General features: G+C 71.4%; 19 protein-coding genes. 7 read left to right on the top strand and 12 right to left on the bottom strand.

From position 1 onward, the window contains the following. Positions 1-3 precede the first annotated feature (3 nt). Both FE256_RS04795 and FE256_RS04800 read right to left on the bottom strand, forming a co-directional pair. Complete coding sequence (locus FE256_RS04795; RefSeq protein ID WP_171024202.1) at positions 4-1308, bottom strand: glycosyltransferase family protein; 1305 nt, start codon at positions 1306-1308, stop codon at positions 4-6. 114 nt (positions 1309-1422) lie between these two features. Beyond that, complete coding sequence (locus FE256_RS04800) at positions 1423-2274, bottom strand: ADP-dependent NAD(P)H-hydrate dehydratase (protein ID WP_138173311.1); 852 nt, start codon at positions 2272-2274, stop codon at positions 1423-1425. A 29-nt stretch (positions 2275-2303) separates the two neighbouring features. Here FE256_RS04800 and FE256_RS04805 point away from each other — a divergent pair, with 29 nt between their 5' ends. After that, positions 2304-3362: an NADH:flavin oxidoreductase/NADH oxidase gene (locus tag FE256_RS04805; protein WP_138173313.1), complete on the top strand. Its 1059-nt coding sequence runs from the start codon at positions 2304-2306 to the stop codon at positions 3360-3362. Between the two features lie 128 nt (positions 3363-3490). On the opposite strand, the gene FE256_RS04810 is transcribed toward FE256_RS04805, so the two are convergent. Continuing rightward, complete coding sequence (locus tag FE256_RS04810) at positions 3491-4552, bottom strand: hemolysin family protein (RefSeq protein WP_138173315.1); 1062 nt, start codon at positions 4550-4552, stop codon at positions 3491-3493. After that, positions 4549-5892, bottom strand: coding sequence for a hemolysin family protein (locus FE256_RS04815; RefSeq protein WP_138173316.1), 1344 nt, complete (start codon positions 5890-5892; stop codon positions 4549-4551). Before FE256_RS04815 ends, FE256_RS04810 begins: the two co-directional genes overlap by 4 nt. A gap of 149 nt (positions 5893-6041) precedes the next feature. Here FE256_RS04815 and FE256_RS04820 point away from each other — a divergent pair, with 149 nt between their 5' ends. Then, a complete protein-coding gene (locus tag FE256_RS04820; RefSeq protein WP_138173318.1) occupies positions 6042-7019 on the top strand; it encodes a glycoside hydrolase family 76 protein in 978 nt (325 codons plus the stop codon). Here the strand turns inward: FE256_RS04820 and guaB1 are convergent. After that, positions 7009-8463: a GMP reductase gene (guaB1, locus tag FE256_RS04825; protein ID WP_138173320.1), complete on the bottom strand. Its 1455-nt coding sequence runs from the start codon at positions 8461-8463 to the stop codon at positions 7009-7011. The two genes, FE256_RS04820 and guaB1, sit on opposite strands and share 11 nt — an antisense overlap. A gap of 140 nt (positions 8464-8603) precedes the next feature. Between guaB1 and FE256_RS04830 the strand changes: the two genes are divergently transcribed. Then, positions 8604-12272, top strand: a complete 3669-nt coding sequence (locus FE256_RS04830) for a multifunctional oxoglutarate decarboxylase/oxoglutarate dehydrogenase thiamine pyrophosphate-binding subunit/dihydrolipoyllysine-residue succinyltransferase subunit (RefSeq protein WP_138173322.1) — start codon at positions 8604-8606, stop codon at positions 12270-12272. Positions 12273-12329: 57 nt separating this feature from the next. Here FE256_RS04830 and FE256_RS04835 read toward each other — a convergent pair whose 3' ends face one another. From FE256_RS04835 to FE256_RS04855, 5 genes are read right to left on the bottom strand one after another with little or no spacing between them, the layout of a single operon-like run. After that, positions 12330-13631, bottom strand: a complete 1302-nt coding sequence (locus FE256_RS04835) for an alpha/beta hydrolase (protein ID WP_138173324.1) — start codon at positions 13629-13631, stop codon at positions 12330-12332. Further along, positions 13628-16150: a bifunctional lysylphosphatidylglycerol flippase/synthetase MprF gene (locus FE256_RS04840; RefSeq protein ID WP_138173326.1), complete on the bottom strand. Its 2523-nt coding sequence runs from the start codon at positions 16148-16150 to the stop codon at positions 13628-13630. Before FE256_RS04840 ends, FE256_RS04835 begins: the two co-directional genes overlap by 4 nt. A 36-nt stretch (positions 16151-16186) precedes the next feature. Continuing rightward, positions 16187-17485: a GNAT family N-acetyltransferase gene (locus tag FE256_RS04845; protein WP_138173328.1), complete on the bottom strand. Its 1299-nt coding sequence runs from the start codon at positions 17483-17485 to the stop codon at positions 16187-16189. A gap of 43 nt (positions 17486-17528) precedes the next feature. Beyond that, positions 17529-17771 carry a zf-HC2 domain-containing protein gene (locus tag FE256_RS04850; protein WP_138173331.1) on the bottom strand — a complete coding sequence of 81 codons (243 nt, stop codon included), beginning with the start codon at positions 17769-17771 and terminating at the stop codon, positions 17529-17531. Beyond that, positions 17768-18430, bottom strand: coding sequence for a sigma-70 family RNA polymerase sigma factor (locus FE256_RS04855; protein WP_138173333.1), 663 nt, complete (start codon positions 18428-18430; stop codon positions 17768-17770). Before FE256_RS04855 ends, FE256_RS04850 begins: the two co-directional genes overlap by 4 nt. 32 nt (positions 18431-18462) lie before the next feature. On the opposite strand from FE256_RS04855, the gene aroA reads away from it, so the two are divergent. From aroA to bcp, 3 genes are read left to right on the top strand one after another with little or no spacing between them, the layout of a single operon-like run. Continuing rightward, a complete protein-coding gene (aroA, locus tag FE256_RS04860) occupies positions 18463-19806 on the top strand; it encodes a 3-phosphoshikimate 1-carboxyvinyltransferase (protein WP_138173335.1) in 1344 nt (447 codons plus the stop codon). 3 nt (positions 19807-19809) lie between these two features. Beyond that, positions 19810-20871, top strand: coding sequence for a ribosome small subunit-dependent GTPase A (gene rsgA / locus FE256_RS04865; protein ID WP_138173337.1), 1062 nt, complete (start codon positions 19810-19812; stop codon positions 20869-20871). Next, a complete protein-coding gene (gene bcp / locus FE256_RS04870; protein ID WP_138173339.1) occupies positions 20868-21341 on the top strand; it encodes a thioredoxin-dependent thiol peroxidase in 474 nt (157 codons plus the stop codon). The genes rsgA and bcp overlap by 4 nt, the downstream gene beginning before the upstream one ends. A 280-nt stretch (positions 21342-21621) precedes the next feature. On the opposite strand, the gene FE256_RS04875 is transcribed toward bcp, so the two are convergent. After that, complete coding sequence (locus FE256_RS04875) at positions 21622-22002, bottom strand: histidine kinase (RefSeq protein ID WP_138173341.1); 381 nt, start codon at positions 22000-22002, stop codon at positions 21622-21624. Positions 22003-22216: 214 nt separating this feature from the next. Here FE256_RS04875 and FE256_RS04880 point away from each other — a divergent pair, with 214 nt between their 5' ends. Next, positions 22217-22465 (top strand): WhiB family transcriptional regulator, encoded by a 249-nt coding sequence (locus FE256_RS04880; RefSeq protein ID WP_013583608.1) that lies wholly within the window; start codon positions 22217-22219, stop codon positions 22463-22465. Between the two features lie 149 nt (positions 22466-22614). Here the strand turns inward: FE256_RS04880 and FE256_RS04885 are convergent, their stop codons facing one another. Further along, positions 22615-24111, bottom strand: a complete 1497-nt coding sequence (locus tag FE256_RS04885) for a sensor histidine kinase (protein ID WP_138173343.1) — start codon at positions 24109-24111, stop codon at positions 22615-22617. Between the last annotated feature and the right edge of the window lie 6 nt (positions 24112-24117).

Genomic DNA, 24117 nt, shown 5'->3' on the forward strand with positions numbered 1-24117 from the left:
AGGCTACTTCGCCGCGACGCGGGCGGGAACGGGGCGGCGCCCGAGCACCCAGTCGCGCAGGGAGGCCGGGTGCGGGACGCGACCGGTGGCCACCCGCACGACCCGGACGATCGCCCACACCATGAGCACGAGCGCGAGGAGGTTGCGCAGCTCCAGCAGGATCACCGGGAACGGCGCCGGGTGCGTGGCCATGAGCCCGTCGTACACGAGCGGGTACACCCACTGCGTGAGACCGCAGATCGCCAGCGTCATCGCGGCGAAGCCGTACCACCGGCGACGGTCGAGCATGAGGCCCAGCACGACCGGTGCGAACAGCCAGACGTAGTACTGCGGCGAACCGACCTTGTTCAGGGCGATGAACGCCGCCACCAGCGCGAGCGAGAGCGGCGGGAACACGCTGAGGAACGTCGCACCGCGCCACATCTTCTGCGCCCCGATGACCGCCACGGCGGCCATCACGAGCAGCATGAGCGGGGTCATGACCGCGATCACGATGTCGGAACCCGGGCCCGAAACCTGGAAGGTGAGCACCCCGCCGTCGTAGTAGACCTCGGAGCCGGGGACGTAGAACGACGCCAGGAACATGTACAGCCCGCCGACGGGGGCCTCCATCTGGATGCCGCGGGAGGTCTGGTCGCCCACGAACCCGAACACGTAGGGCGCACCGCCCAGAGCCACGACCGGGATGATCGTCGCCAGCGAGACCGCGACGGCACCCCAGATCAGGGCGAGGCGGCGACGCACCGCCACGAAGCCTGCGGCCAGGATCGCCGCGGGCCACACCTTCATCCACACCGCGATCGACAGCAGGACGGAGGCCAGGAACGGCCGCCGGACGAGCCAGATGCTGCCGAGGATCGCCAGGGGGACGGTGATGCCGTCGATCCGGTACAGCCCCACCGGGCCGACCAGCAGGATGGCGGCGAGCCAGAACCAGGCGGCGAGCACCCGACCGCGCGAGCGGCCGCGGCCGACGAGGATCACGAAGGCGACGAGGTTGAACAGCGACACCGTGATCGCCCACGCCGGCGTGTATCCCACGGCCCAGGCGAACAGCCACGCGAACGTCATCGGCAGGAACGCGAGCTGCGGGTAGATCCACTTCTCGGTGATGCCGGGCCATTCCCACATGTCCGAGCGCGTGCAGGAGGTGACGTCGATCCCCCCGAAGAGCGCGCAGCGCGACCACGGTTCGTACACCAGATACACGTCACCCATGGGTTCGTTGGGCTGCTGATAGCCCAGGATCCCCACCGTGACGTGAACGGCGACGAACGCCAGCAACAGAACGACGACACGCCTCACCACCGGATCATCCTAAGCGGGCGGGCTCCGGCGCCCCCGACGGACGGATGCCGCCCACCGCGCGACGACGCGGCCCGCGGCGTCCTCCGCCGGGCAACCGTTATGCGATCGAGTCCGTCACTCGGTGCCGAGGAGCGCGGCGACGACCGGCGGCAGCGCCTCCGCCACGTCGAACGCCGTGATCGGGCCGCCGCCTCCCCCGTGCCGCGCGGCGGCGGCGGTACCGGCCGTTCCGTGCAGCCACGCCGCCGTCGCCGCACACGCGGCGAGGTCGTCCGGCGCGGTGCGACCGTCCGCGACCGCGGCGGCCACGACGGCGCCGAGCACGCCCGCCAGAACGTCGCCCGTTCCGGCCGTCGCGAGCCAGGGCGTCCCGGTGCGCACACGCTGTACCCACCCGCCGGGCGCCGCGACGACCGTCACCGCACCCTTGGACAACACGACCCCGCCGAGGCGGTCCGCCGTCTCGCGAGCGAGGGCCTGACGGGCGTCGTCGTCCGCCGCCGTCCGGGCCTCGAGCCCGAGGGCCTCCCGCAACCGCGCCAGCTCTCGGGCGTGCGGTGTGACGATCACCGGCGCGGAGGCCGACGCCACCAGGTCGAGCGCGCCCGCGTCCGCGACGACGGGTTCCGAGCCCGCGAGGATGCCGCGCAGCGCCGCCGTCTCGGAAGCGTCGCGCTCGGCGGCATCCGTTCCCGACCCGATGACCCACGCCTGCACGCGACCGTCGGCGGTCACGGTCTCGGGGCGTCGCTGCAGCACGAAGTCCTGGGCGCGCGCCGGACCGAGGTACCGCACCATCCCGGTTCCCGTGCGCCACGCGGCCTCGACTCCCAGAACCGCGGCACCGGGATACCGCGCGGATCCCGTCCGCATGCCCACGACCCCGCGGGAATACTTGTCGTCGTCGCCGGTTGGCTTCCGAAGTGTGCGGGCTGCCTCGAGCCCCGTCCAGTCCCTCGCCGTCATGGCGTCACCCTAGAGCCCGAAGGTCCGATGTGAGCACCCTCTTCACTCCCTTGACCGTCCGCGGTATCGAGATGCGCAATCGCCTGTGGGTCTCGCCGATGTGCCAGTACAGCGCCGTCGACGGCATCCCGAACGACTGGCACCACGTGCACCTCGCGCAGTTCGCCGCGGGAGGGGCGGGCCTCGTCATCGCCGAGGCGACCGCCGTGTCGCCGGAGGGCCGCATCTCCCCCGCCGACGTCGGGCTGTGGAACGAGGCGCAGGTCGAGGCGTGGGCCCCGATCGTCGCCGCGATCCGTGCGCGCGGCGCCGTCGCGGGCGTGCAGCTGGGACACGCGGGACGCAAGGCCTCCACCACCCCGCCGTTCGGCGGCGGTCGCGGCTCGGTCGCACTCGAGGACGGCGGCTGGACGACGGTCGCCCCCTCCGCCCTCGCGTACCCCGGCTTCGCCGAGCCGCGCGCGCTCGACCTCGCCGGGATCGACCGGGTCGTGCAGGACTTCGCCGATGCCGCGCGCCGCGCGATCGCGGCCGGCTTCGAGGTGCTCGAGATCCACGCGGCCCACGGGTACCTGCTGCACCAGTTCCTCTCGCCGCTGAGCAACCACCGCGACGACGAGTACGGCGGCTCGTTCGACGGCCGCGTACGCCTGCTCGAACGTGTCACCGCGGCGGTGCGCGAGGCCGCCCCGGCGGCCGCGGTGTTCGTACGGTTCTCGGGGACGGATGCCGCCGACGGCGGGTGGGACATCGACGACACGGTCCGCGCGGCCGAGCGTGTGGCGTCCCTCGGCGCCGACCTCGTCGACATCTCCAGCGGCGGGCTCGTGCCGCACCAGCACATCGAGACCGGCCCCGGCTACCAGGTCCCGCTCGCCGAGACCGTCCGGCGCGAGACCGGGCTCCTCGTCGCCGCCGTCGGCATGATCGACGACGCCGCGCTCGCCGAGGCCGTCGTCGCCGACGGGCGCGCCGACGCGGTGCTCGCCGCACGCGAGTGGCTGCGCGACCCGCACTACGCCCTCCGCGCCGCGGCCGAACTCGGCGTCGCCGTGCCCGCCCCGCCCCAGTACCTCCGGGCCTACTGAGGTCGCATCCTCAGCGATGCGCACGACCTCAGCCGGGACGCCCCGAGATCAACGGAGGTCGTGCGCATCGTTGAGGTCATGCGCGAGACGGCACGGACCCGGATGCCACAGCCCGGCCGCCGCGCACCTCACGCGAAGCGGCGGCGGGCCGTGGCATCCTGCACCTCGCCGACCAGCTCTTCGATGACGTCCTCGAGGAACAGCACCGCCCGCACGTCGCCGGCGTCGTCGCGCACCTGCGCGAGGTGACGGCCCGATCGCCGCATGAGGGCGAGGGCGTCCTCGAGATCGGTGGACTCGAGCACCGACACCATGTGGTGAATGCGCTTGGCCGGGATGGGCCGCGCCATGTCGGCTTCGTCGTCGGGTCCCTCGGCGACGCGGAGGACGTCCTTGAGGTGGACGTACCCGGTCGGGTGTCCGTGCTCGTCGACGATCACATAGCGGGAGTAGCCGTGCCGGGCCACCGCCCGCTCGATCTCGGCGGGAGTCGTGTGCTCGGGCAGCGTCACCAGCTGCGCCATCGGCACCGCGATGTCGGCCGCCTTCTTCTCGGTGAACTCCACCACCGCGGTCACGGTGCCCGCGGCGTCGTCCAACACGCCCTCACGGCGCGACTGGTTCACGATCGTGGCCACCTCGTCGAGCGTGTAGGTCGAGGTCGCTTCGTCCTTGGGTTCGACCCGGAACAGCCGCACCACGTGATTGGCGATCCAGTTCAGCGCGACGATGATCGGGTAGAACGCCTTCGAGACCGCCACCAGCGGCGGCGCGAGCATCAGCACCGCCCGGTCCGGCAGCGAGAACGCGAGGTTCTTCGGCACCATCTCGCCGAAGACGACGTGCAGGTACGACACCAGCAGCAGCGCCACGACGAAACCGGCGATGTCGACGGCGGTCTCGGACAGCCCCGTCAGACCGAGCGGCTCCGCGAGGAGGTGGTGGATCGCCGGCTCCGAGACGTTCAGGATCAGCAGCGAGCAGATCGTGATGCCGAGCTGGCAGGTCGCGAGCATCAGCGTCGCGTGCTCCATGGCGTACAGCGCGGTCTTGGCCGCCCGGGAGCCGCGTTCGGCGAGCGGTTCGACCTGCGAGCGGCGCGCCGAGATGACGGCGAACTCGGATCCGACGAAGAAGGCGTTCGCGATCAGCAGCACCACGAGCCACGCGATTCCGGCCCAGTCGCTCATCGCTGGTCACCTCCTTGAGCCGCACGCACGAGGTCGTCGACTCCTTCTTCGGTGGGGGTCGGGGTGAACTGCACACGGTCGACGCGTCGGCCGTCCATGCGGTGGACGGTCAGGATGCCGTCATCGATGGCGACCGTGTCCCCCACCGCGGGGATGCGCTCGAGCTCGGCCATGAGGAAGCCGCCGACGGTGTCGTAGACCTCTCCCTCGGGCACGCGCACGCCGGCGCGGTCGAGGAGTTCGTCCGGACGCAGGTCGCCGGGGAAGGTGACGGATGCCGCGGAGCGCACGATGCCCGCCCGCGATCGGTCGTGCTCGTCGAGGACCTCGCCGACGATCTCTTCGACGAGGTCCTCCAGAGTCACGACCCCGGCCGTCCCGCCGTACTCGTCCACGACGATCGCCATCTGGTACCCGCGGGACCGCAGCTCGGCCACGAGGGTGTCCAGGTGCACCGTCTCGGGAACGCGCAGCGGCTCGGTCGCGAGGGCGGCGACGGGGACGTCGGCGCGGCGGTCGCGCGGCACGCCCACGGCGGCCTTGAGGTGCACGACCCCGATGATGTCGTCCATCGACTCGTCGTAGACGGGGAAACGGCTGTGGCCCGTGCGCCGGGCGAGCTGGATGACGGCGTCGGTGGGCTCACCGGCGGCGAGCGCGTGCACGCTCGGCCGCGGGGTCATGACATCGGCGGCGCTCAGCCGCGCGAACGTGAGGCTGCGGTCGAGGAGCGAGGCGGTGTCCTGCTCGAGCATGCCGGCGCTCGCGGACCGCTTCACCAGGCTCGACAGCTCTTCGGCGGTGCGCGCGCCGGAGAGCTCTTCCTTCGGCTCGATGCCCATCGCCCGCAGGACGCCGTTGGCGCTGCCGTTGAGGACGGCGACCGCGGGGCGGAACACCGCGGTGAAGGCGACCTGGAACGGCATCACGAGCTTCGCCGTCTGTCGCGGGATCGCCAGGGCGAAGTTCTTGGGGACGAGCTCGCCGAGGATCATCGACAGCACCGTCGCGAAGCCGACGCCGACGACGGCCGCGAGCGGCACGAGCACTGCTTCGGGCAGCGACCACGCGACGAAGACGGGGCGGAGCAAGTTGGAGATCGCCGGTTCCATGGTGTAGCCGGTCAGCAGCGTCGTCAGGGTGATGCCCAGCTGCGCGCTCGAGAGGTGGGTCGAGGTGATGCGCAGGGCATCGATCGTCAGCGACAGCCGGGATTCGCCCGCGGCGCGCCGCGATTCCAAGTCGGCGCGGTCGAGATTGACCAGGGCGAACTCGCTGGCGACGAAGAGTCCCGTCCCGACCGTGAGAAGCAGCCCCACGCCCAGCATGACGTAGTCCATCACGCGTCACCCCCGCTCACGGCGGGAGAGGGTCGTCGGGGCTCGGGTCTACAACTGGGAGGGTCGTCCATCGTGCCCCGATTCTATGGCCTCCCGGCGTCCGCGGCACCGGGCGGGCGGCATCCCGGTCGGACCCCCAGGATGGGGGGATGGATGCCGCCACCTCCTCCCTCCAGCGAAAGGCCGCCGCCGCGGAAGACGCCGTGCTCGCCGCGTACCTCCGCCGCTACGGACCGGTCGCGTGGGCGCACGCCTCGACCACCGGAGACGGCGCGAGGACGTGGCACTACTGGTGGCACGCCCACCTCGTGCACGCGCTGTGCGAAGCCGAGCGGCACCGGCCCACCGCCGCGCGTCGTCGTCTCATCGGTGACCTGCTGCGCGGAATCACGGTCCGCACCGCGGGCACCTGGATCACCCCCTACTACGACGACATCGCGTGGATGGCGCTCGCCCTGGCCGAGGCGCGCCCGCACGGCCACGCGCGCGCCCGCATCGCACGAGTCCTCGAGCGCGCGATCGATCCGGCCGTGGGCGCCCTCCCCTGGCGCACCGGCAGCGTGCTCTACAACGCCCCCGCCAACGGGCCGGCGGCGATGGTCCTCGCCCCCAGCCGCCACCGTCGGAGCGCGCTGCAGCTGAACGAGTGGATGGCCACGACCCTCGACGAGCCGGGCACCGGACTGGTGCGGGACGGCATCGAGCACGGCGTGGTGCGGTCCGAGCTGTGGACCTACAACCAGGGCGTGGCGATCGGTGCCGCCGTCGCCCTCGGCGACCGACCGCGGGCCGCCGCTGTGGTGCGGGCCGTCGAGCGCTGGTGCGCCGCGGACGACGGCCTGTTCCCCGCGGCCGGGGGAGGCGACGGAGGGCTGTTCGCCGGCATCCTGGCTCGCTATCTCGCCGTCGCGGCGACGCGCCTGGACGAAGAGGATGCCGCCCGCGCCCGGCGACTGGTGAGTCGCAATGCCGAGACCCTCTGGGAGGGGCGTCGCGGCGGGCGTTTCGCGGCCGACCCCCGCCGACCGGCGAGAGCCGAGGGCGACGACCTCGACCTGTCGGTTCAGCTCGGCGCGTGGATCACGCTCGAGGCCGACGTGACGGCGGCCGGCGCGGTCACCAGCTGACCGGAAGCGCCTTGCCCTCCTCGTAGCCCGCGGCCGACTGCAGCCCGACGCGAGCCCGCTCGTGGAACTGCGGCACTGTGGCGGCCCCGGCGTACGTGAACGAGGACCGCACGCCCGACGTGATCATGTCGAGCAGGTCTTCGACGCCCGGACGCTGGGGGTCGAGGTAGATCCGCGACGACGAGATCCCCTCGGCGAAGAGCTCCTTGCGTGCGCGCTCGAACGCGTCCAGCCCCTGGAATCTCCCCTGCACCGCTTTCGTGGAGGCCATCCCCCACGACTCTTTGTAGATCCGGCCGTCGTCGTCCGTGCGCAGACGCCCGGGCGACTCGATCGTGCCCGCGAACCACGAGCCGATCATGACCGACGCCGCCCCCGCGGCCAGAGCCAGGGCCACGTCGCGCGGGTAGCGCACGCCGCCGTCGGCCCACACGTGCGCTCCGGCGGCCCGGGCGGCCTCGGCCGTCTCGAGCACCGCCGAGAACTGCGGACGGCCGACCGCGGTCATCATGCGCGTGGTGCACATCGCTCCGGGGCCGACGCCGACCTTGAGGATCGAGGCGCCCGCTCGCGTCAGATCGCGCACGCCGTCGGCGGTGACGACGTTGCCCGCCGCGATCGGGATGCCGAGCTCCAGCGCCGCGACCTCGCGGAGCGCGCGCAGCATCTGCTCCTGATGACCGTGGGCGGTGTCGACCACGAGGACGTCGACGCCGGCGGCGGCGAGCGCCCGCGCCTTGCCCGCGACGTCGCCGTTGATCCCGACGGCCGCGGCGACGATCAGGCGACCGTCGGCGTCCACACCGGGGCGGTACACCGAGTCGCGCAGCGCGCTCCGCGCCGACAGCGTCCCGACGATGCGGTCCCCGTCGACGACCGCCACGATGTCCGCCGACCCGACGAGCTCGAACACCTCGTGCGGATCCCCGATGCGGGAGACCTCCACCAGCGGGGCGTCGGTGCGGGCGATGTCGCCCAGGGTGGCATCCGGGAGCGCGGTCGCCAGGCGCGGGGCGGGCACGATCCCGCGGAAGCCGTCGAGCCCGACGGTGCCGTCCGCGCGCTGCTCGGCGACGACGATCCCCCGTCCGGCCACGGCCGGCAGGACGAGCCGCGCGTCGGCGACGGTCGCGGACGGCGGGAACACCAGGGCCGCGTCCCACGCGGCCGGTTGCGCCTTGACCCACTGCACCGCCTCGACCAACCGGGGCAGGGACATGTCCTGCGGCAGCACGCCGAGTCCGCCCCGCCGGGCGAGCGTCGCCGCCAGCCGCGGGCCGGTGACCGAGTTCATGTTGGCCGAGACGAGCGGAAGCGTCGCACCGCTGCCGTCGCCGGGAGCCAGATCGACCCCGAGCCGGCTGCCGACGTCGGAATGACGCGGGACGAGGAAGACATCCGAGTAGGTCAGATCGACATCGGGCTGTGCACCGGAGAACTCCATGGCATCCACCTCACCACATCCGAAGTCCCACAAGAGCCCGGAGCGCGGCCAGGAACCTCGGCTAGGCTGGAGCGAGTGCGCAACGAGGACGACTGCGTGCATCCACAGGAATCTTCATCGAGGAAAGCAGGCGATCGACTGTGTCGAGCCAGGTGACGGGCGTCGGTACTTCGAGCGAGGGCGAGTTCGGCGCGAACGAGTGGCTCGTAGACGAGCTCTACGAACAGTTCACGGTCGACAAGCACTCCGTAGACAAGGCCTGGTGGCCGATCCTGGAGGCGTACCACCCGGTCGTCGACGGATCCGCCGAGGCCGCGGCCCCGCCGTCGGAGCCGAAGCCGGTGACCGCGCCGATTCCGGTGGTCGGTCAGGCGCCGGTGGCACGCACGACCGCGAAGCCCGCGGCGCCGCAGCCGATCCCGGCGCAGGCCCCCAGCCCGATGCCCTCGGCCGGTTCCGAGAGCACCGAAGAAGACCGCGTCACTGTTCTCAAGGGCATGCCGAAGGCGCTCGCGAGCAACATGGACGACTCGCTCACGGTGCCCACCGCGACGAGCGTGCGGACGATCCCGGCCAAGCTGATGATCGACAACCGCATCGTCATCAACAACCACATGTCGCGCACCCGCGGCGGCAAGGTCAGCTTCACGCACCTCATCGGGTGGGCGCTCATCCAGGCGCTCAAGGAGTTCCCGAGCCAGAACGTCTTCTACGCCGAGATCGACGGCAAGCCGTCGGTCGTCGCCCCCGCGCACGTCAACCTCGGCATCGCGATCGACATGCCCAAGCCCGACGGCACGCGCGCGCTGCTGGTCCCCAGCATCAAGCGCGCCGACACGCTGTCGTTCAGCGAGTTCCTCGCGTCGTACGAAGATCTCGTCCGCCGCGCGCGATCGAACAAGCTCACGCCCGCCGACTTCCAGGGCACGACGATCTCGCTCACCAACCCCGGCGGCATCGGCACCGTCCACTCGGTCCCCCGCCTCATGCGCGGCCAGGGCGCCATCATCGGCGCCGGCGCGCTCGAGTACCCCGCGGAGTTCCAGGGCGCGAGCGAGAAGACGCTCAACGAACTGGCGATCGGCAAGACGATCACGCTCACCAGCACGTACGACCACCGCGTCATCCAGGGTGCGGGCTCGGGCGAGTTCCTCAAGAAGGTGCACGAGCTGCTCATCGGCCAGCGCGGCTTCTACGACGCCATCTTCGCGGCGCTGCGCATCCCGTACGCGCCGATCCACTGGGCGGCCGACATCAGCGTCGACCTGTCCGAGCGCATCGACAAGAGCGCCCGCGTGCAGGAGCTCATCAACTCCTACCGCGTCCGCGGCCACCTCATGGCCGACATCGACCCGCTCGAGTACGTCCAGCGCACGCACCCCGACCTCGAGATCGAGTCGCACGGTCTGACGTTCTGGGACCTCGACCGCGAGTTCGTCACCGGCGGTCTCGGCGCCAAGCGCGTCGCCAAGCTCCGCGACATCCTCGGCGTCCTGCGCGACTCCTACTGCCGCACCATGGGCGTGGAGTACATGCACATCCAGGACCCCGCGCAGCGCCAGTGGTTCCAGAGCAACATCGAGGTCAAGTACACCAAGCCCGGCCACGACGAGCAGCTGCGCATCCTCTCCAAGCTGAACCAGGCCGAGGCTTTCGAGACGTTCCTGCAGACGAAGTACGTCGGCCAGAAGCGCTTCAGCCTCGAGGGCGGCGAGTCGCTGATCCCGCTGCTCGACCAGATCCTGCAGGGCGCCGCCTCGGCGGGTATGGACGGTGCCGCGATCGGGATGGCCCACCGCGGTCGCCTCAACGTGCTGACCAACATCGCCGGAAAGACCTACGGTCAGGTGTTCCGCGAGTTCGAGGGCGCCGTGGCCGTGGGCAGCAAGCGCGGCTCGGGCGACGTGAAGTACCACCTCGGCACCGAAGGCACGTTCGTCGGCGACTCGGGCGACGAACTGCCGGTCTACCTCGCCGCCAACCCCTCGCACCTCGAGACCGTCGACGGCGTGCTCGAAGGCATCGTCCGCGCCAAGCAGGACCGCAAGCCCATCGGGACGTTCTCGTGGCTGCCGATCCTCGTGCACGGCGACGCGGCCTTCGCCGGCCAGGGCGTCGTCGTCGAGACGCTGCAGATGTCGCAGCTGCGCGGCTACCGCACCGGCGGAACGATCCACGTCGTGGTGAACAATCAGGTCGGCTTCACGACCACGCCCACCGACGCCCGCACCTCGGTGTACGCCACCGACGTCGCCAAGACCATCCAGGCTCCGATCCTGCACGTCAACGGCGACGACCCCGAGGCCGTCGTGCGCGCCGCGGATCTCGCATTCCTCTACCGCGAGGAATTCCACCGCGACATCGTGATCGACCTCGTCTGCTACCGCCGCCGCGGGCACAACGAGGGCGACGACCCCTCGATGACGCAGCCGCTGATGACCAACCTCATCGAGGCCAAGCGCTCCGTGCGCCGCCTGTACACCGAGTCGCTCGTCGGCCGCGGTGACATCACCGAGGACGAGTACGAGCAGGCCAAGCGCGACTTCCAGAGTCGCCTCGAAGTCGCTTTCGCCGACACGCACGCCGCCGAGACCGGGTCCACCCCCGTCGTCCCGACCGATGCGTCCGACGAGATCGTCGTCGGGGCCCCCGAGACCACGGGTGTCTCCCGCGAGGTCGTGAACCACATCGGCGACGCGTTCGTGAACAAGCCCGACGGCTTCACGGTGCACAACAAGCTGCAGCAGCTGCTCGAGAAGCGCCTGGACATGAGCCGCAACGGCGGGATCGACTGGGCCTTCGGCGAGCTGCTCGCCTTCGGTTCGGTGCTGATGGAGGGCACTCCGGTGCGCCTGGCCGGTCAGGACTCGCGTCGCGGCACGTTCGTTCAGCGTCACGCGGTGCTGCACGACCGCTCCAACGGCCAGGAGTGGCTGCCGCTGGCCAACCTCAGCGAGAACCAGGGCCGTTTCTGGGTCTATGACTCGCTGCTGAGCGAATACGCCGCCATGGCGTTCGAGTACGGCTACTCGGTCGAGCGCGCGGACGCCCTCGTGCTCTGGGAGGCGCAGTTCGGCGACTTCGCCAACGGCGCGCAGTCCGTCATCGACGAGTTCATCTCGTCGGCCGACCAGAAGTGGGCGCAGCAGTCGAGCGTCGTCCTGCTGCTCCCCCACGGCTACGAGGGACAGGGCCCCGACCACTCGTCGGCGCGCATCGAGCGCTACCTGCAGATGTGCGCGCAGGACAACATGATCGTGGCGCGCCCCTCGACCCCCGCGTCGTACTTCCACCTGCTGCGCCGCCAGGCCTACCAGCGTCCGCGCCGGCCCCTGGTCGTCTTCACCCCGAAGGCGATGCTGCGGTTGCGCGGTGCGACCAGCCCCGTCGAGGACTTCCTCGAGGGCCGGTTCGAGCCGGTGCTCGACGACGACCGCGGCATCGACCGTGGCGCGGTGACGCGCGTGCTGCTGCACGCCGGCAAGATCCACTGGGATCTCCGCGCCGAGCTCGACAAGAACCCGAACCCCGAGATCGCTCTCGTGCGTCTCGAGCAGTACTACCCGGCACCGATCGACGACCTGAACACCGTGCTCGCGCAGTACCCGAACGCCGAGCTGGTCTGGGTGCAGGACGAGCCCGAGAACCAGGGCGCGTGGCCGTTCGTCGCTCTCGAGGTCGCCGACCAGCTGCGCGGCCGTGGCATCCGGGTCATCTCCCGCGCCTCGGCGGCATCGACGGCGACGGGTTCGCCGAAGGTGCACGCCAACGAGCACGCCGAGATCATGAAGGCGGCGCTCACGAGCTGAGCGCACCGATGACGAGGGGGCCCGGTCATCGACCGGGCCCCCTCGTCGTCGTCGAGTTCAGGATGCCGGGGCGGCGAGGCCGAGCGTCGAGGCCAGCGCCGGGATCGCGAACGCGAGGCTCCCGTCGAGCGCCTCGCCGGTGTGTCCCGCTCCCTCGACGATGTGGGTCAGCACGGTGAAACCCGCCGCCTGGGCCACCTGGGAGTTCGCGAGCTGACCGGGACCGTACGTGGTGTCGAGACTGCCCCACGTGAAGATCGCGGTGTGACCGGCGTAGGTGCCCGCCGGTGCGGAACTCATGATCACCGACGGCTTGTTCGCCTGGAACGCAGCGGCGTCGCCGTTGTAGACGTCCGCCACCGTCTGGTCGACGTGCTCGGAACCGGGGAACTCGTTTCCCATGACGTCGAGCATCTGCCCCCAGACATCGGGGTACTTCGCGCCGTACATGACCGCGCAGGAGCCGCCGTTCGAGAAGCCGCCGATCGTCCAGTACCGGTGGTCCTTGACGATGTTGAGGTTCTGTTCGGCCCACTGCGGCACGAGCTGGTTGATGTACGTGGCGACGGCGCCGAACTTCGCGGAGTCGACGCAGGCCGGGTCGCGGTCGGGCGCGGTGAGCTGGTCCACCACGATCGCGATCGGAGCGAGACCCTTGTTCGTCGACGCGAAGGCGTCGAGGGCCTTCGCCAGCGCGGTGGGGTCCGGCGAGCCGGGCTGTCCCATCATGAACACCAAGAGGGGCAACGCCGGGGGGTTCGCGACCTGAGCGGCAGGGGGAAGATACAGCGACGCGTCGCGTGCGGCGTACTGTCCCGTGGGGATCTTGGTGCTGCCGGTCAGGGCGCTCACCGTTCCCTTCGCGGGCATATCGGCCGGGGGTTCCCAGGTCTGGTAGAGGGCCGCGGGGTCTCCCGCGGCGGCATTCTGCTGTGGGAGGGAGGCCGGGTCGAGGGCCTGCACACCGAGGATGGCGGCGAGATTGTGCGTCACGCCGTAGGAGGCGTTGACCCCCAGTGCCGAGGCCAACAGCGAGGCGAGGACCGTGACGGAACCGACGATCCGCCGCCCCCAGGGTCGGCGGCAGATCCCCACGACGCCCACCGCCGCGGCGGCGACGCCTCCGGCTGCCCAGAGGCTCGCGCCGGACGGCAACGGCCCCTGGAAGACGCCGAAGTGCTCGAGGACCCGAGCCACGACGTACATGACGACTCCGGCCCCGAGGCCGATCATGAGGGTGCGCACGAGACGGCGCGGAGGCCACACGATGACCGCCACCGCGCCGAGGGCGGCGATCACGGCGCACACGATGAGCAGCGGCGAATCGATGAGTTCGAATGACAGCACGAATCGGATCACCGACGGCCTCCCCACGCGGTCCGGGCCAGAGCGACGATCTCACGACGGGACGCATCCGGCAGATAGGCGCGACCGACGGCGGCGCCGATGGCGGGCAGGTGCAGCGGATCGCGGTACGCCAGCGTGAGCTCGCGGTAGCGCGGGCGGAACTTGCCCTTGAAACGGAACAGCGAAGCGAACCCGTACGCGGGTTCGAGAACCTCGGCCAGCCAGCGCAGCAGCGCGCGCAACGGCGCGGGGTCGCCGTCCATGGGCGCATCCGGCGCCTCGGCCAGCGGAGCCCCCGACAGACTCAGGACCGCCGCGCCCTCCTCCTGCAGCTGCAGGGCGGCCTTGGCGATGAGGAACTCCATCATCCCGTTGGGGCCGTCGGCGCGTCGGCGCATGAAGTCGAGCGTCCATCCGGTCACCGCGCCATCGGTCCAGGACGGCATCCAGCTCGTGACGGCCTCGATGCGACCGTCGGGCCCGACCGCCAGGAGCAGCCGCACGTCGCGGTCGCGCAGCTCGTCGAGGGAGCCCAACGTGAAGCCCATCTCGGGGAGCGCCCGATCGGCGACCCATTCCTCGTCGATCGCGATGATCTGGGAGGCCTGCGAGACGGTGAGCTCGTGCCAGCGCGTCCAGACCGCGGTGTAGCCCTCGCGCTCGGCGCGGGTGAGCGGCTGACGCACCTTCTGCCACGCCTTGCCCGCGAACGTCAGACCGGGCAGATCCATGACGGTCTCGACGCCGACCGGCACATGGCGCCAACCGAGGCCCTCGAGGTCGGCGGCGGTGTCCGCGTGAACGCTGTAGAAGGCCGGGATCCACCCGTGCTCGACGCAGAATTCCGAGAACGTGCGCAGCACTTCCGGCCGGCGAGCCGCCGGCGCGACCGGATCGGCGACGGCGAGCGCGACGTCGCCCACGAGGCGATAGGCCACCGCGCACTCGCGGTCCTCGGAATACCAGTGCCGGTTGCCGGACCAGGTGCCGAGGAAACCCAGGGTGTCGCCCCCCCGCCGCAGCAGTTCGCGGTACCGGAGGGTGTCGCCGGGATCAGGACGCTGTCCCCGCCGATAGAGCCAGAGGATCGCGCCGATCGCGATGGCCCAGAACAGCACGCCCACCCACTGATACGCGAAGAGCGCCGGACCGTGGTGGGGGAACGTGCCGGAGCCCGCCGGGTTCGTGTACGCCGGCGGAAGGAAGCGCCGCAGGGTGAGCAGGACGAGGTCGGGGATCGACGGGTCCCGGTCGAAGGCGCGGCGCCCCAGCGACTCGATGATGAAGAACGCCGTCGCGCAGGCGAGGAACGCGACGCCGATCACCCCGGCGACCGTGCGGGCGGCGCGCCGGGTGGCCCGCACCGGGAAGCGTCCGCGGGCGACGAGCAGCACGACGGCGAGCGTCAACGGGATGGCCACCGTCGCCAGCGCCCACAGGACGTACTCGGCGCCGCTGCCGTCCACCCTCGGGTCGATGCGCAAGCGGCCGTCCACGAGCGACACGACGGGGATGACCGCGGATGCCGTGAGCGCGAGCACCGCCAGGACGAGCGCCGCACGGCGGCCGAGCCGCAGCCCCCACGCGGCCACCAGCATCAGGACGAGCGGCGTCACGGCCAACAGGGCAGGACCGAGCCCGCGCGTCATCAGCAGCGCCAGCTGCTCGTCGCACACCGCGGACGAGACCCGGCCGCAGCGCGCGAGGAGCTCGTCGTCGTACTGGGTGTAGGCGTCGACCACGAGGGACAGGGGCCCACGACCGCCGCCGCTCACGAGGGCGACGAGAGGGCCGCTCCCCACGACCGCAACGAGGAGCGCGAGCAGGGTGCGCGTCTCGCGCGTGGAGCTGCGGTGCCACGCGCGCCGCTCCCGCCCACGCGCGAGGATCTCGCCCACGCCCAGACCGATCACCGCAGCGGTCACGCGGTACCACGAGTCGGCGTCGCCGGCGTAGAGGGCGAACAGCGCGAGGGTCGCGAACCCCACGAGCCGGAGGCGGCGACGCCACAGCGTGGGCGCGAAGGCGGACGCGGCCATGACCACCCCGGCGATCGGGGTGGTGGGATCGAGGACCGGCACTTCGGCGGCCACCACGGGGCGCAGGTCGGTCACCGCCCACGCGGCGGCGTGGAAGCCGATCCCCGTCAGCAGCCCGCCCACGCCGAGGACCCCGAGGAGCACGGCCGTGCGTCGCGACCCGAGCAAGCGTTCGGCGTACGCGAGCGCCGTCAGCGCGAGCGCCACCGACACGACGGCGTCGATCGGCGAGTCCGGGATCACGAGCGCGGTGATCACCGTCCACCAGCGACCGACGGTGAAGGTCGCGAGGGGCCCGGCCCCCCAGACCGACGCGTCCTGTCCCCATAGCGTGCCCGTCAGGGCGGCCGTGGACAGCACCACCACGACGAACGCGGACGAGACCGGATGCAGCGCGAGGTACCGTCGGACGGCCCGAACGAATGCGGCCCCGCGTTCGCGGGTACGCCGACCGCGCGCCGGGGCGGCGGGGTCGGGCGGAGCGTCGGACATCGGCGGGATGCTACTCGGCGACTCTGTGGGCAGCACTCAGTACCAGATGTCCAGGAGGGGCGTGGCGGCAGGAGCGAACGCGCCGTCGATCTCGCCGAGTCGGGCGGGCTCCCCCGCGACCAGTCCGGCCGAGGCCAGTTCGGTGGCGCGCACGCCCCCGAGCAGCAGCGAGGCGAGCGCCCCGACCGGCATCCGCACGTCGGGCTCGGCGTCGGTGGGTTCCACGACCGCGGCCCCGCCGGCGTCGATGCGCACGGCCCACGCGCCGTGTGCGAAGCCGAGGGGGTCGTCGATCCCGAAGACCATGTCGAGCGCGCCCGAGTAGTCACGGGATGCCAGAGCCCGCGGCACGTCGAGCACCCTGAGCCAGTGGTGGTCGGTGAGGGTGGCCGTGACCGCCCGGCGGTCGGAGATCATCCACTGCACCGGCGGGGCCGGCGGCTGCAGGTCGGCCTTCACGCGGGCGACGAGGTCGTGTTCGAGGGCGAATCGCCACAGCGCAGCGAGCGACTCGTCGCCATCGGCGAACAGCGCGCGCACCTGCAGGTCGTGGGCGGTGTAGTCCTCGCGCTCGTCGAGCGTGTACACCAGGATGCCCCGCTCGACGCCGTCGAGGTCGCGGTACGCCACGGCGCGGATCTTCTTGGCATCCTTCGACTCGGGCGTCAGCCCGGCGACACCGCGCCAACGGCCCTCCCACCCGGGGACCGCGCCCGGTCGGCGCACGCGGATGCGCTCGTGCACCGCGGCCAGCCGCTCGGGCAGGCTCTCGGGTGCGACGAAGTCCAGACGCCCCGGTGCGACCGGACCCGTCCAGCGGGCGCGGCTGGTGTCCACGACGACGTCCGATGCCCAGGCGGCGGGAGAGAAGCCCCACCGCCCGTAGATCGTGGCCTCGGTCACGGTGAGACCCGCCAGGGCGTATCCCGCGGCGGCGGCCGTGCGCAGTTCGCCGGTGAGCATCGCCCGTGCGATCCCGCGGCGGCGGTGCGTGGGCGCGACCGTGACCGCGCTGATCGACCAGAGCGGGAGCGTGCGGCCCGGCGAGACGGTGAGCTCGCTCGCCCACGAATCCACGGTGGCGACGGGAGCCTCGGGAACGGCGCCCGCGCGGTCGAACACTCCCGTGAGTCGACGATCGCGCAACGACTTCCGCGCGCTCTCGACCTCTTCGGCGGTCGGCTCCTCGCCGAGGAATCCCCGCGACACCGACCTCAGGAACGGTGCGAAGGCGTCTCCGTCGGGGTCGACAAGGGCGTACTCGAGGCCGGATTCGGCCAATGCGTTCGAGGAGGCGGTGTCCAGCGGAAGGGTCGAGGTCTGCGTCGGAGCCATGCTCCCAGCCTAGAGACGACCGGGGACACTCCGCCCGAGGGTCTCAGTGGGTCGCTTGGATGGAACGCAGGCGCGACAGCACCTGGTCGCGCAACTCGTCCGGCGCGGTCTCCTTGCACGCCCGCGCCACGACCTCGGTGAGGGTCCGGGCCACGAGCGCTTCGTCCTGGCATCCGGGGCAGTTCTCGAGGTGCTCGCGGATGTCGTTGTGCTCGGTCTTGCAGACCTCGTTCCGGAGGTACTCCTCCAGATCGCGTCGGGCCTTGTCGCAGCCGCAGTCGCTCATTTCTTCACTCCCGTCGCGGCCTGGATGCCGCGCTCCTTCGCATAATCCGACAGCAGGTCGCGCAGCAGCCGCCTGCCGCGGTGCAGACGGCTCATGACCGTGCCGATCGGGGTCTTCATGATGTCGGCGATCTCCTGGTAGGCGAAGCCCTCGACGTCGGCGAGGTACACCGCCATCCGGAAATCCTCGGGGATCGACTGCAGGGCGTCCTTGACGACGGACGCGGGCATGTGGTCGATCGCTTCGGCCTCGGCCGAGCGGGCGCTCGTGGCCGTGGTGGACTCGGCGCCGCCGAGTTGCCAGTCCTCGAGGTCGTCGATGGCGCTCTGATAGGGCTCGCGCTGCTTCTTGCGGTACGTGTTGATGTACGTGTTCGTCAAGATGCGGTACAGCCACGCCTTGAGATTGGTGCCCTGGGTGAACGTCGACCACGAACCGAAGGCCTTGACGAAGGTCTCCTGCACGAGGTCGGCCGCGTCGGCCGGGTTGCGCGTCATGCGCATCGCCGCCGCATAGAGCTGATCCATGAAGGGCAGCGCCTGCTCTTCGAACTGCGCGCGAGGCTCCGTCGCATCTGCCGTGTCGTCCATCAGGCGCAAGTCTACGTCGGGCGTTCCCGACGCCCACTGCAGCGCCGGACGCTGGAGAAGTGCGGTCATGTGTCGTCCCCCTTTCAGTAGGGTAGGAACCGATGAGCGACCACGGGTATTCCCCCCTTTCCCCGACCGCCGCGCCGCGCGGAGAATGGGCCGCGCCCGTCGCCGACACGGCGGTGGATGCCACGGTGACCGTCCCCGGCTCGAAGTCGCTGACCAACCGCGAGCTCGTGTTGGCGGCGCTCGCCGACGGCCCGGGTGTCCTGCACGCGCCCCTGCACTCCGACGACTCCGCCCGCATGATCGACGCGCTGCGTGTCCTGGGCGTGGGGATCGAAGAGGTCGACGAGGGTTCGCCCTTCGGGCCCGACCTGCGCGTGACGCCTCCCGCCGCCTTCACCGGCGGCACGACCGTGGATTGCGGTCAGGCCGGCACCGTCATGCGCTTCGTGACGCCCGTCGCCGGACTCTCCCGCGGCGACGTGCATCTCACGGCCCACGAGAGCGCCCTGCACCGCCCGATGGGCGCGATGATCTCGGCCCTGCGCGAGGTCGGCGTCGACATCGACGACGGGGGCAACTGGACCCTGCCCTTCACCGTCCGCGGGCACGGACAGGTGCGCGGCGGCGAGGTCGAGATCGACGCGAGCCAGTCGAGCCAGTTCGTGTCGGGGCTGCTTCTGGCCGCGCCGCGCTTCGACGTCGGCCTGCACCTCCGGCACGTGGGCTCGCGCCTGCCGAGCCTGCCGCACATCGACATGACCATCGAAGCGCTCGCCCACCGCGGCGTCCACGTCGAGCGTCCGTCCACGGGCGAGTGGATCGTCCCCGCGGGCCCCGTGCGCGCGAAGGACATCGCGATCGAGCCCGACCTCTCCAACGCCGCCCCGTTCCTCGCGGCGGCGATGGTCGCCGGCGGCTCCGTCGCGATCACCGGATGGCCGGCGCACAGCACGCAGCCCGGTGCGCTCCTCCCCGAGATCCTCGGCGAGATGGGCGCCCACGTCAGCCGGCGCGGCGGCACCCTCACCGTCACGGCCGGCGACCGCATCGTCGGCGCCGAGCTCGACCTGGCCGCCGCGGGCGAGCTGGCGCCCACGATCTTCGGGCTCGCCGCGTTCGCCGACGGCCCCACGACCCTGCACGGGATCGGGCACATCCGCGGCCACGAGACCGACCGCATCGCCGCCCTCGTGGGCAACCTGCGCAGCCTCGGGGGCGAGGCGCACGAGCTCGAGGACGGCATCCGCATCGTCCCCGCTCCTCTCCACGGCGGCGGGTGGAAGGCGCACCACGACCACCGGATGGCCACGACGGGCGCCCTCATCGGCTTGCGCACCCCGGGCGTCGTGATCGATGACATCGGCACCACGGCGAAGACCCTGCCGCAGTTCGCCGCCCTCTGGCACGCGATGCTGGGCACCGATGTCTCGGGCTGACGCGTGAGCTGGCTCGACGACGACGCCGACGACGACGAACCGGAATTCGACGAGTCGTCGGTCCGGGTCCGCCCGAATCCCAAGGGGAACCGGCCGCGCACGAAGCGCCGACCGGCGCACGCCGACGCCCGCATCGCCCGGGTCCTGGCCGTCGATCGCGGCCGCTACACGGTGCTGATCGACGAGGACGGCCCCGACGAGCGCCGTGTGCTCGTCACGCGGGCCCGCGAGCTCCGCAAGCAGGCCATCGTCAACGGCGACCGCGCCCGCGTGGTCGGCGATCTCTCGGGCACCGAGGGGACGCTCGGCCGCATCATCGGGATCGAGGAGCGCACGTCGCTGCTCCGCCGCAGCGCCGACGACACCGATCAGGTCGAGCGCGTCATCGTGGCCAACGCCGACCAGATGCTCGTCGTCGTCGCCGCCGCCGACCCCGAGCCGCGCGAACGCCTCGTCGACCGGTACCTCGTCGCTGCCCTGGATGCCGGCATCCGTCCGTTGCTCGTGGTGACCAAGACCGACCTGGCCGACCCGAGCGAGTTCCTCGCGCACTTCGACGGCGTCGACCTCCGCGTGTTCACCAGCGGGCAGGACGCCATGCCGCTCGAGCGCATCGGCGAGGCCCTCGTCGGGCACTCGACGGTGTTCGTCGGGCACTCCGGCGTCGGCAAGTCCACGCTCGTGAACGCGCTGACGGGCTCGGTGCGCGCGACGGGTCACGTCAACGAGGTGACGGGGCGAGGGCGCCACACCTCGTCGTCGACGGTCTCGCTGCGCTACCGCGGCCCGGCCGGGTCGGGGTGGGTCATCGACACCCCGGGCGTGCGCTCGTTCGGCCTGGGGCACGTCAACCCCGCGAACGTCCTCGCCGCCTTCACCGACCTCGCCGAAGTGGCCGAGGAGTGCCCGCGCGGCTGCACGCACCTGCCCGACGCCCCCGACTGCGCGATCATCGAGGCCGTGGCATCCGGTCGCCTGGGTCCGGGAGCGGCGGCACGACTGGATTCGCTGCAACGGCTGCTCACGACGTTCCAGTCCATCGAGCGTTCTAGGCTGGAGGGGTGACGATTCTCGAAGCCGGCCAGGCCGCTCCCGATTTCACCCTGCTCGACCAGGACGAGCACCCCGTCTCGCTGAGCGACTTCCGCGGTCGCCGCGTGATCGTGTACTTCTACCCCGCGGCGCAGACGCCCGGGTGCACGACGCAGGCGTGCGACTTCCGCGACAGCCTCGCGTCGCTGCAGGGCGCGGGGTACACCGTGCTCGGCGTCTCTCGCGACACCCCCGAGAAGCTGCGCTCCTTCCGCGACAGCGACGGACTCACCTTCCCGCTGCTGAGCGACCCCGACCACGCGGTGCACGAGGCGTACGGTGCGTGGGGCGAGAAGCAGAACTACGGCAAGACCATCACCGGCGTGCTCCGTTCCACCTTCGTCGTCGACGAAGAGGGCCGCATCGTCGAGGCGCAGTACAACGTCAAGGCCACCGGCCACGTCGCGCGCCTGCGCAAGGCCCTGGGCCTGGCCACCGCCTGACCCACCGGTCTCCCCCTCTCCCTTCGACGCTCCGCGTCAGAGCCCGCCCGCGGACACGACTCGACGCCGCGCGCCGGAGCACGCCCGCAGACACGACGAAGGAGATCCGAACCCGGAAGACGGCTGCGGCCCGTGATGACGCGGCGGCCGAACGACGCGGGACACGGTTCTCCTTCGTTGTGCCCGCGCCACCGCGCCCACGCGCACGCGCGGGACGGTGGATGGACCGCGGCACGGCGAATGGATCCGGGGTCGACCGGGGGGGCGGCGACGCCGTGCGTCAGGTGTCGTCGCGTCGTCGCGGGGCCGCGGCTCGTACGGCGAGCACGAGCAGGACGAGGCCCACGACGGCCGGCGCGGCGATGAGCAGCGCGGCCGTGGCGGACGCCCACTCCCCCGTCACGGCGCCGATCGCGACCGACAGGATCAGCAGCTGCGTCACGATGCCGCCGGAGCGCCCGGCCGAGACGTCGCGCGCTGTCGCGACGGCGAACGCCCCGATCGCAGCCGCGCCGATGACGGTGAGCACGATGAGCGCGAGCGAGCTGACGACCGAATCGGTGTCTCCGCCCACGAGCGCGACCACCTGCCACCCGGCGAGGGCCAGGATGCCGACCGCCTCGAGTCCGAGCACGAGAGCTGCCAGAAGACGAACCGGCATCACCGCATCCTTCCCGACGAGTGTTTCCCCGGCGTTGCAACCTGGAAACCTGCCGGTTACCTCTTGATCGGCCGGAAGCGCTGTGGGAGCATGGGAAAAGCCGTGTGCTCCCACAGCGACGTGGGGCGAGCGATCGCTCGCGTTCCCACCAGGGTACCGGACCCGAACCCCGGTGCCCGCCGATGAAAAATCTTCCGCAACAAGGAGCACCCCTATGGATTGGCGCGACAAAGCAGCCTGCCTGACCGTCGACCCCGAGCTGTTCTTCCCCGTGGGCAACACCGGGCCCGCGGTCGACCAGATCGAGAAGGCCAAGTCGGTCTGCGCGCGCTGCACCGTCACCGAGGTCTGCCTGCAGTACGCCCTCGAGTCCGGCCAGGACTCGGGCGTGTGGGGCGGCCTCTCCGAGGACGAGCGCCGAGCCCTCAAGCGTCGCGCCGCGCGCGCCCGCCGCGCGTCCTGACGACGGTCTCGGCAGAGACGAAACCCACCCCTCGGGGTGGGTTTCGTCGTTTTCGGCGGGTCACAGAATCAGTGATGCGCACAACCTCAGCGGGTTCCTCCCCGCGCTCGGAGGTTGCGCGCATCGCTGAGCGTGCGACCCCGCGACGGTCAGCCCGCCGAGCGGTCGATGTAGCGCAGCGGGATCTCGATCGTGACCTCGGTGCCGTTGCCCATCAGGGTGTGCCAGTCGATCGTGCCGCCGAGTTCGCCCTGGATCAGCGTCCGCACGATCTGCGTGCCGAGGCCCCGGCCGACCTGCCCCTCGGGGAGACCGACACCGGTGTCGCGTACGCGCACCTCGAGCATCTCGTCGCCGCGCTCGGCCGAGATCTCGACGTCGCCCTCCTGGCCGGCCAGTCCGTGCTCGACGGCGTTCGTGACGAGTTCGGTCAGCGCCAGAGCGAGGGGGGTGGCGTACTCGCTGGGCAGCGTTCCGAACCGGCCGGTGCTGCGCGTGCGGGCACGGGTGTTCGGGGCCGCCGCCACCTCGGCGACGAGCTTCAGCACGCGCGCGAACACGTCGTCGAAGTCGACGTTCTGCGCCAGCCCCTCGGACAGGGTGTCGTGGACCACCGCGATCGCCGAGACGCGCCGCATGGCCTGGGTCAAGGCATCCCGGGCTTCGTCGGAGTGCGTGCGCCGCGCCTGGATGCGCAAGAGGGATGCCACGGTCTGGAGGTTGTTCTTGACGCGGTGATGGATCTCGCGGATCGTCGCGTCCTTGGTGATGAGCTCCTGCTCCTGGTGGCGGATCTCGGTGACGTCGCGGCTGAGCACGATCGCGCCGATCCGCGTCCCCCGGTCGCGGAGCGGGATCGTCCGCAGCGACACCTGGACGCCCCGCGCCTCGATGTCGGCGCGCCACGGCGCCCGACCGGTGACCACGATGGGGAGCGACTCGTCGACGTCCTGGCGCTTGGCGGGGAGGATGCGCTCGGTGACCTCGGCGAGGGACTCCCCCTCGAGCTCGTCGTCGAAGCCCATGCGATTGAACGCCGAGAGCGCGTTGGGGCTCGCGAACGTGGTGATCCCGTCGACGTCGAGGCGGATCAGGCCGTCGGAGGCACGGGGCGCCCCGCGCCGCGGCGAGGTGGGGGCCTTCAGATCGGGGAACTCCGCCGACGAGATCATGCCGAACAGGTCGTCGGCGCAGTCGTTGAAGGTGATCTGCTGGCGTGAGGGGGTGCGGGTCTCGCCGAGGTTGGTGTGGCGGGTCAGCACGCCCACGGTCGCCACGGCGTGCCCTTCGCGGGAGAGCTCGCGCACGATGGGCACCGCGCGCACGCGCGTCGGGGTCTCTTCGAACCAGTCGGGGGATGCCGAGTCGACGATGCGTCCGCTCTGGAACGCCTCGCGCACCTGCGTCCGCCACTGGGGGCGCACGCGGTCGCCGACGATGTCGCGGTAGAACAGCGTCGCCGCTCCCCCGGGCCGGGTGTGCGCGACGGCGACGAACGAGTCGTCGGGGGTGGGAACCCAGATCACGATGTCGGCGAAAGCGAGGTCGGCCAGCAGCTGCCCGTCACCGGCGAGCCGGTGCAGCCACTCGACATCGGCCTCGCTGGAGCGGCCCTGGGCGTAGACGAGTTCGCTGAGTGTCGACACCCCTCC

Source organism: Microbacterium sp. 5K110, assembly GCF_005774735.1.
Classification (GTDB): domain Bacteria; phylum Actinomycetota; class Actinomycetes; order Actinomycetales; family Microbacteriaceae; genus Microbacterium.

Excerpts from the sequence above, each read along its gene's own strand:
- FE256_RS04850 (WP_138173331.1), bottom strand. The coding sequence starts at position 17,771 with ATGAGCGACTGCGGCTGCGACAAGGCCCGACGCGATCTGGAGGAGTAC.
- FE256_RS04800 (WP_138173311.1), bottom strand. The coding sequence starts at position 2,274 with ATGACGGCGAGGGACTGGACGGGGCTCGAGGCAGCCCGCACACTTCGG.
- FE256_RS04875 (WP_138173341.1), bottom strand. The coding sequence starts at position 22,002 with ATGCCGGTTCGTCTTCTGGCAGCTCTCGTGCTCGGACTCGAGGCGGTC.
- FE256_RS04820 (WP_138173318.1), top strand. The coding sequence starts at position 6,042 with ATGGATGCCGCCACCTCCTCCCTCCAGCGAAAGGCCGCCGCCGCGGAA.
- FE256_RS04810 (WP_138173315.1), bottom strand. The coding sequence starts at position 4,552 with ATGAGCGACTGGGCCGGAATCGCGTGGCTCGTGGTGCTGCTGATCGCG.
- FE256_RS04855 (WP_138173333.1), bottom strand. The coding sequence starts at position 18,430 with ATGACCGCACTTCTCCAGCGTCCGGCGCTGCAGTGGGCGTCGGGAACG.
- FE256_RS04840 (WP_138173326.1), bottom strand. The coding sequence starts at position 16,150 with ATGTCCGACGCTCCGCCCGACCCCGCCGCCCCGGCGCGCGGTCGGCGT.
- guaB1 (WP_138173320.1), bottom strand. The coding sequence starts at position 8,463 with ATGGAGTTCTCCGGTGCACAGCCCGATGTCGATCTGACCTACTCGGAT.
- FE256_RS04845 (WP_138173328.1), bottom strand. The coding sequence starts at position 17,485 with ATGGCTCCGACGCAGACCTCGACCCTTCCGCTGGACACCGCCTCCTCG.
- FE256_RS04815 (WP_138173316.1), bottom strand. The coding sequence starts at position 5,892 with ATGGACTACGTCATGCTGGGCGTGGGGCTGCTTCTCACGGTCGGGACG.
- FE256_RS04880 (WP_013583608.1), top strand. The coding sequence starts at position 22,217 with ATGGATTGGCGCGACAAAGCAGCCTGCCTGACCGTCGACCCCGAGCTG.
- aroA (WP_138173335.1), top strand. The coding sequence starts at position 18,463 with ATGAGCGACCACGGGTATTCCCCCCTTTCCCCGACCGCCGCGCCGCGC.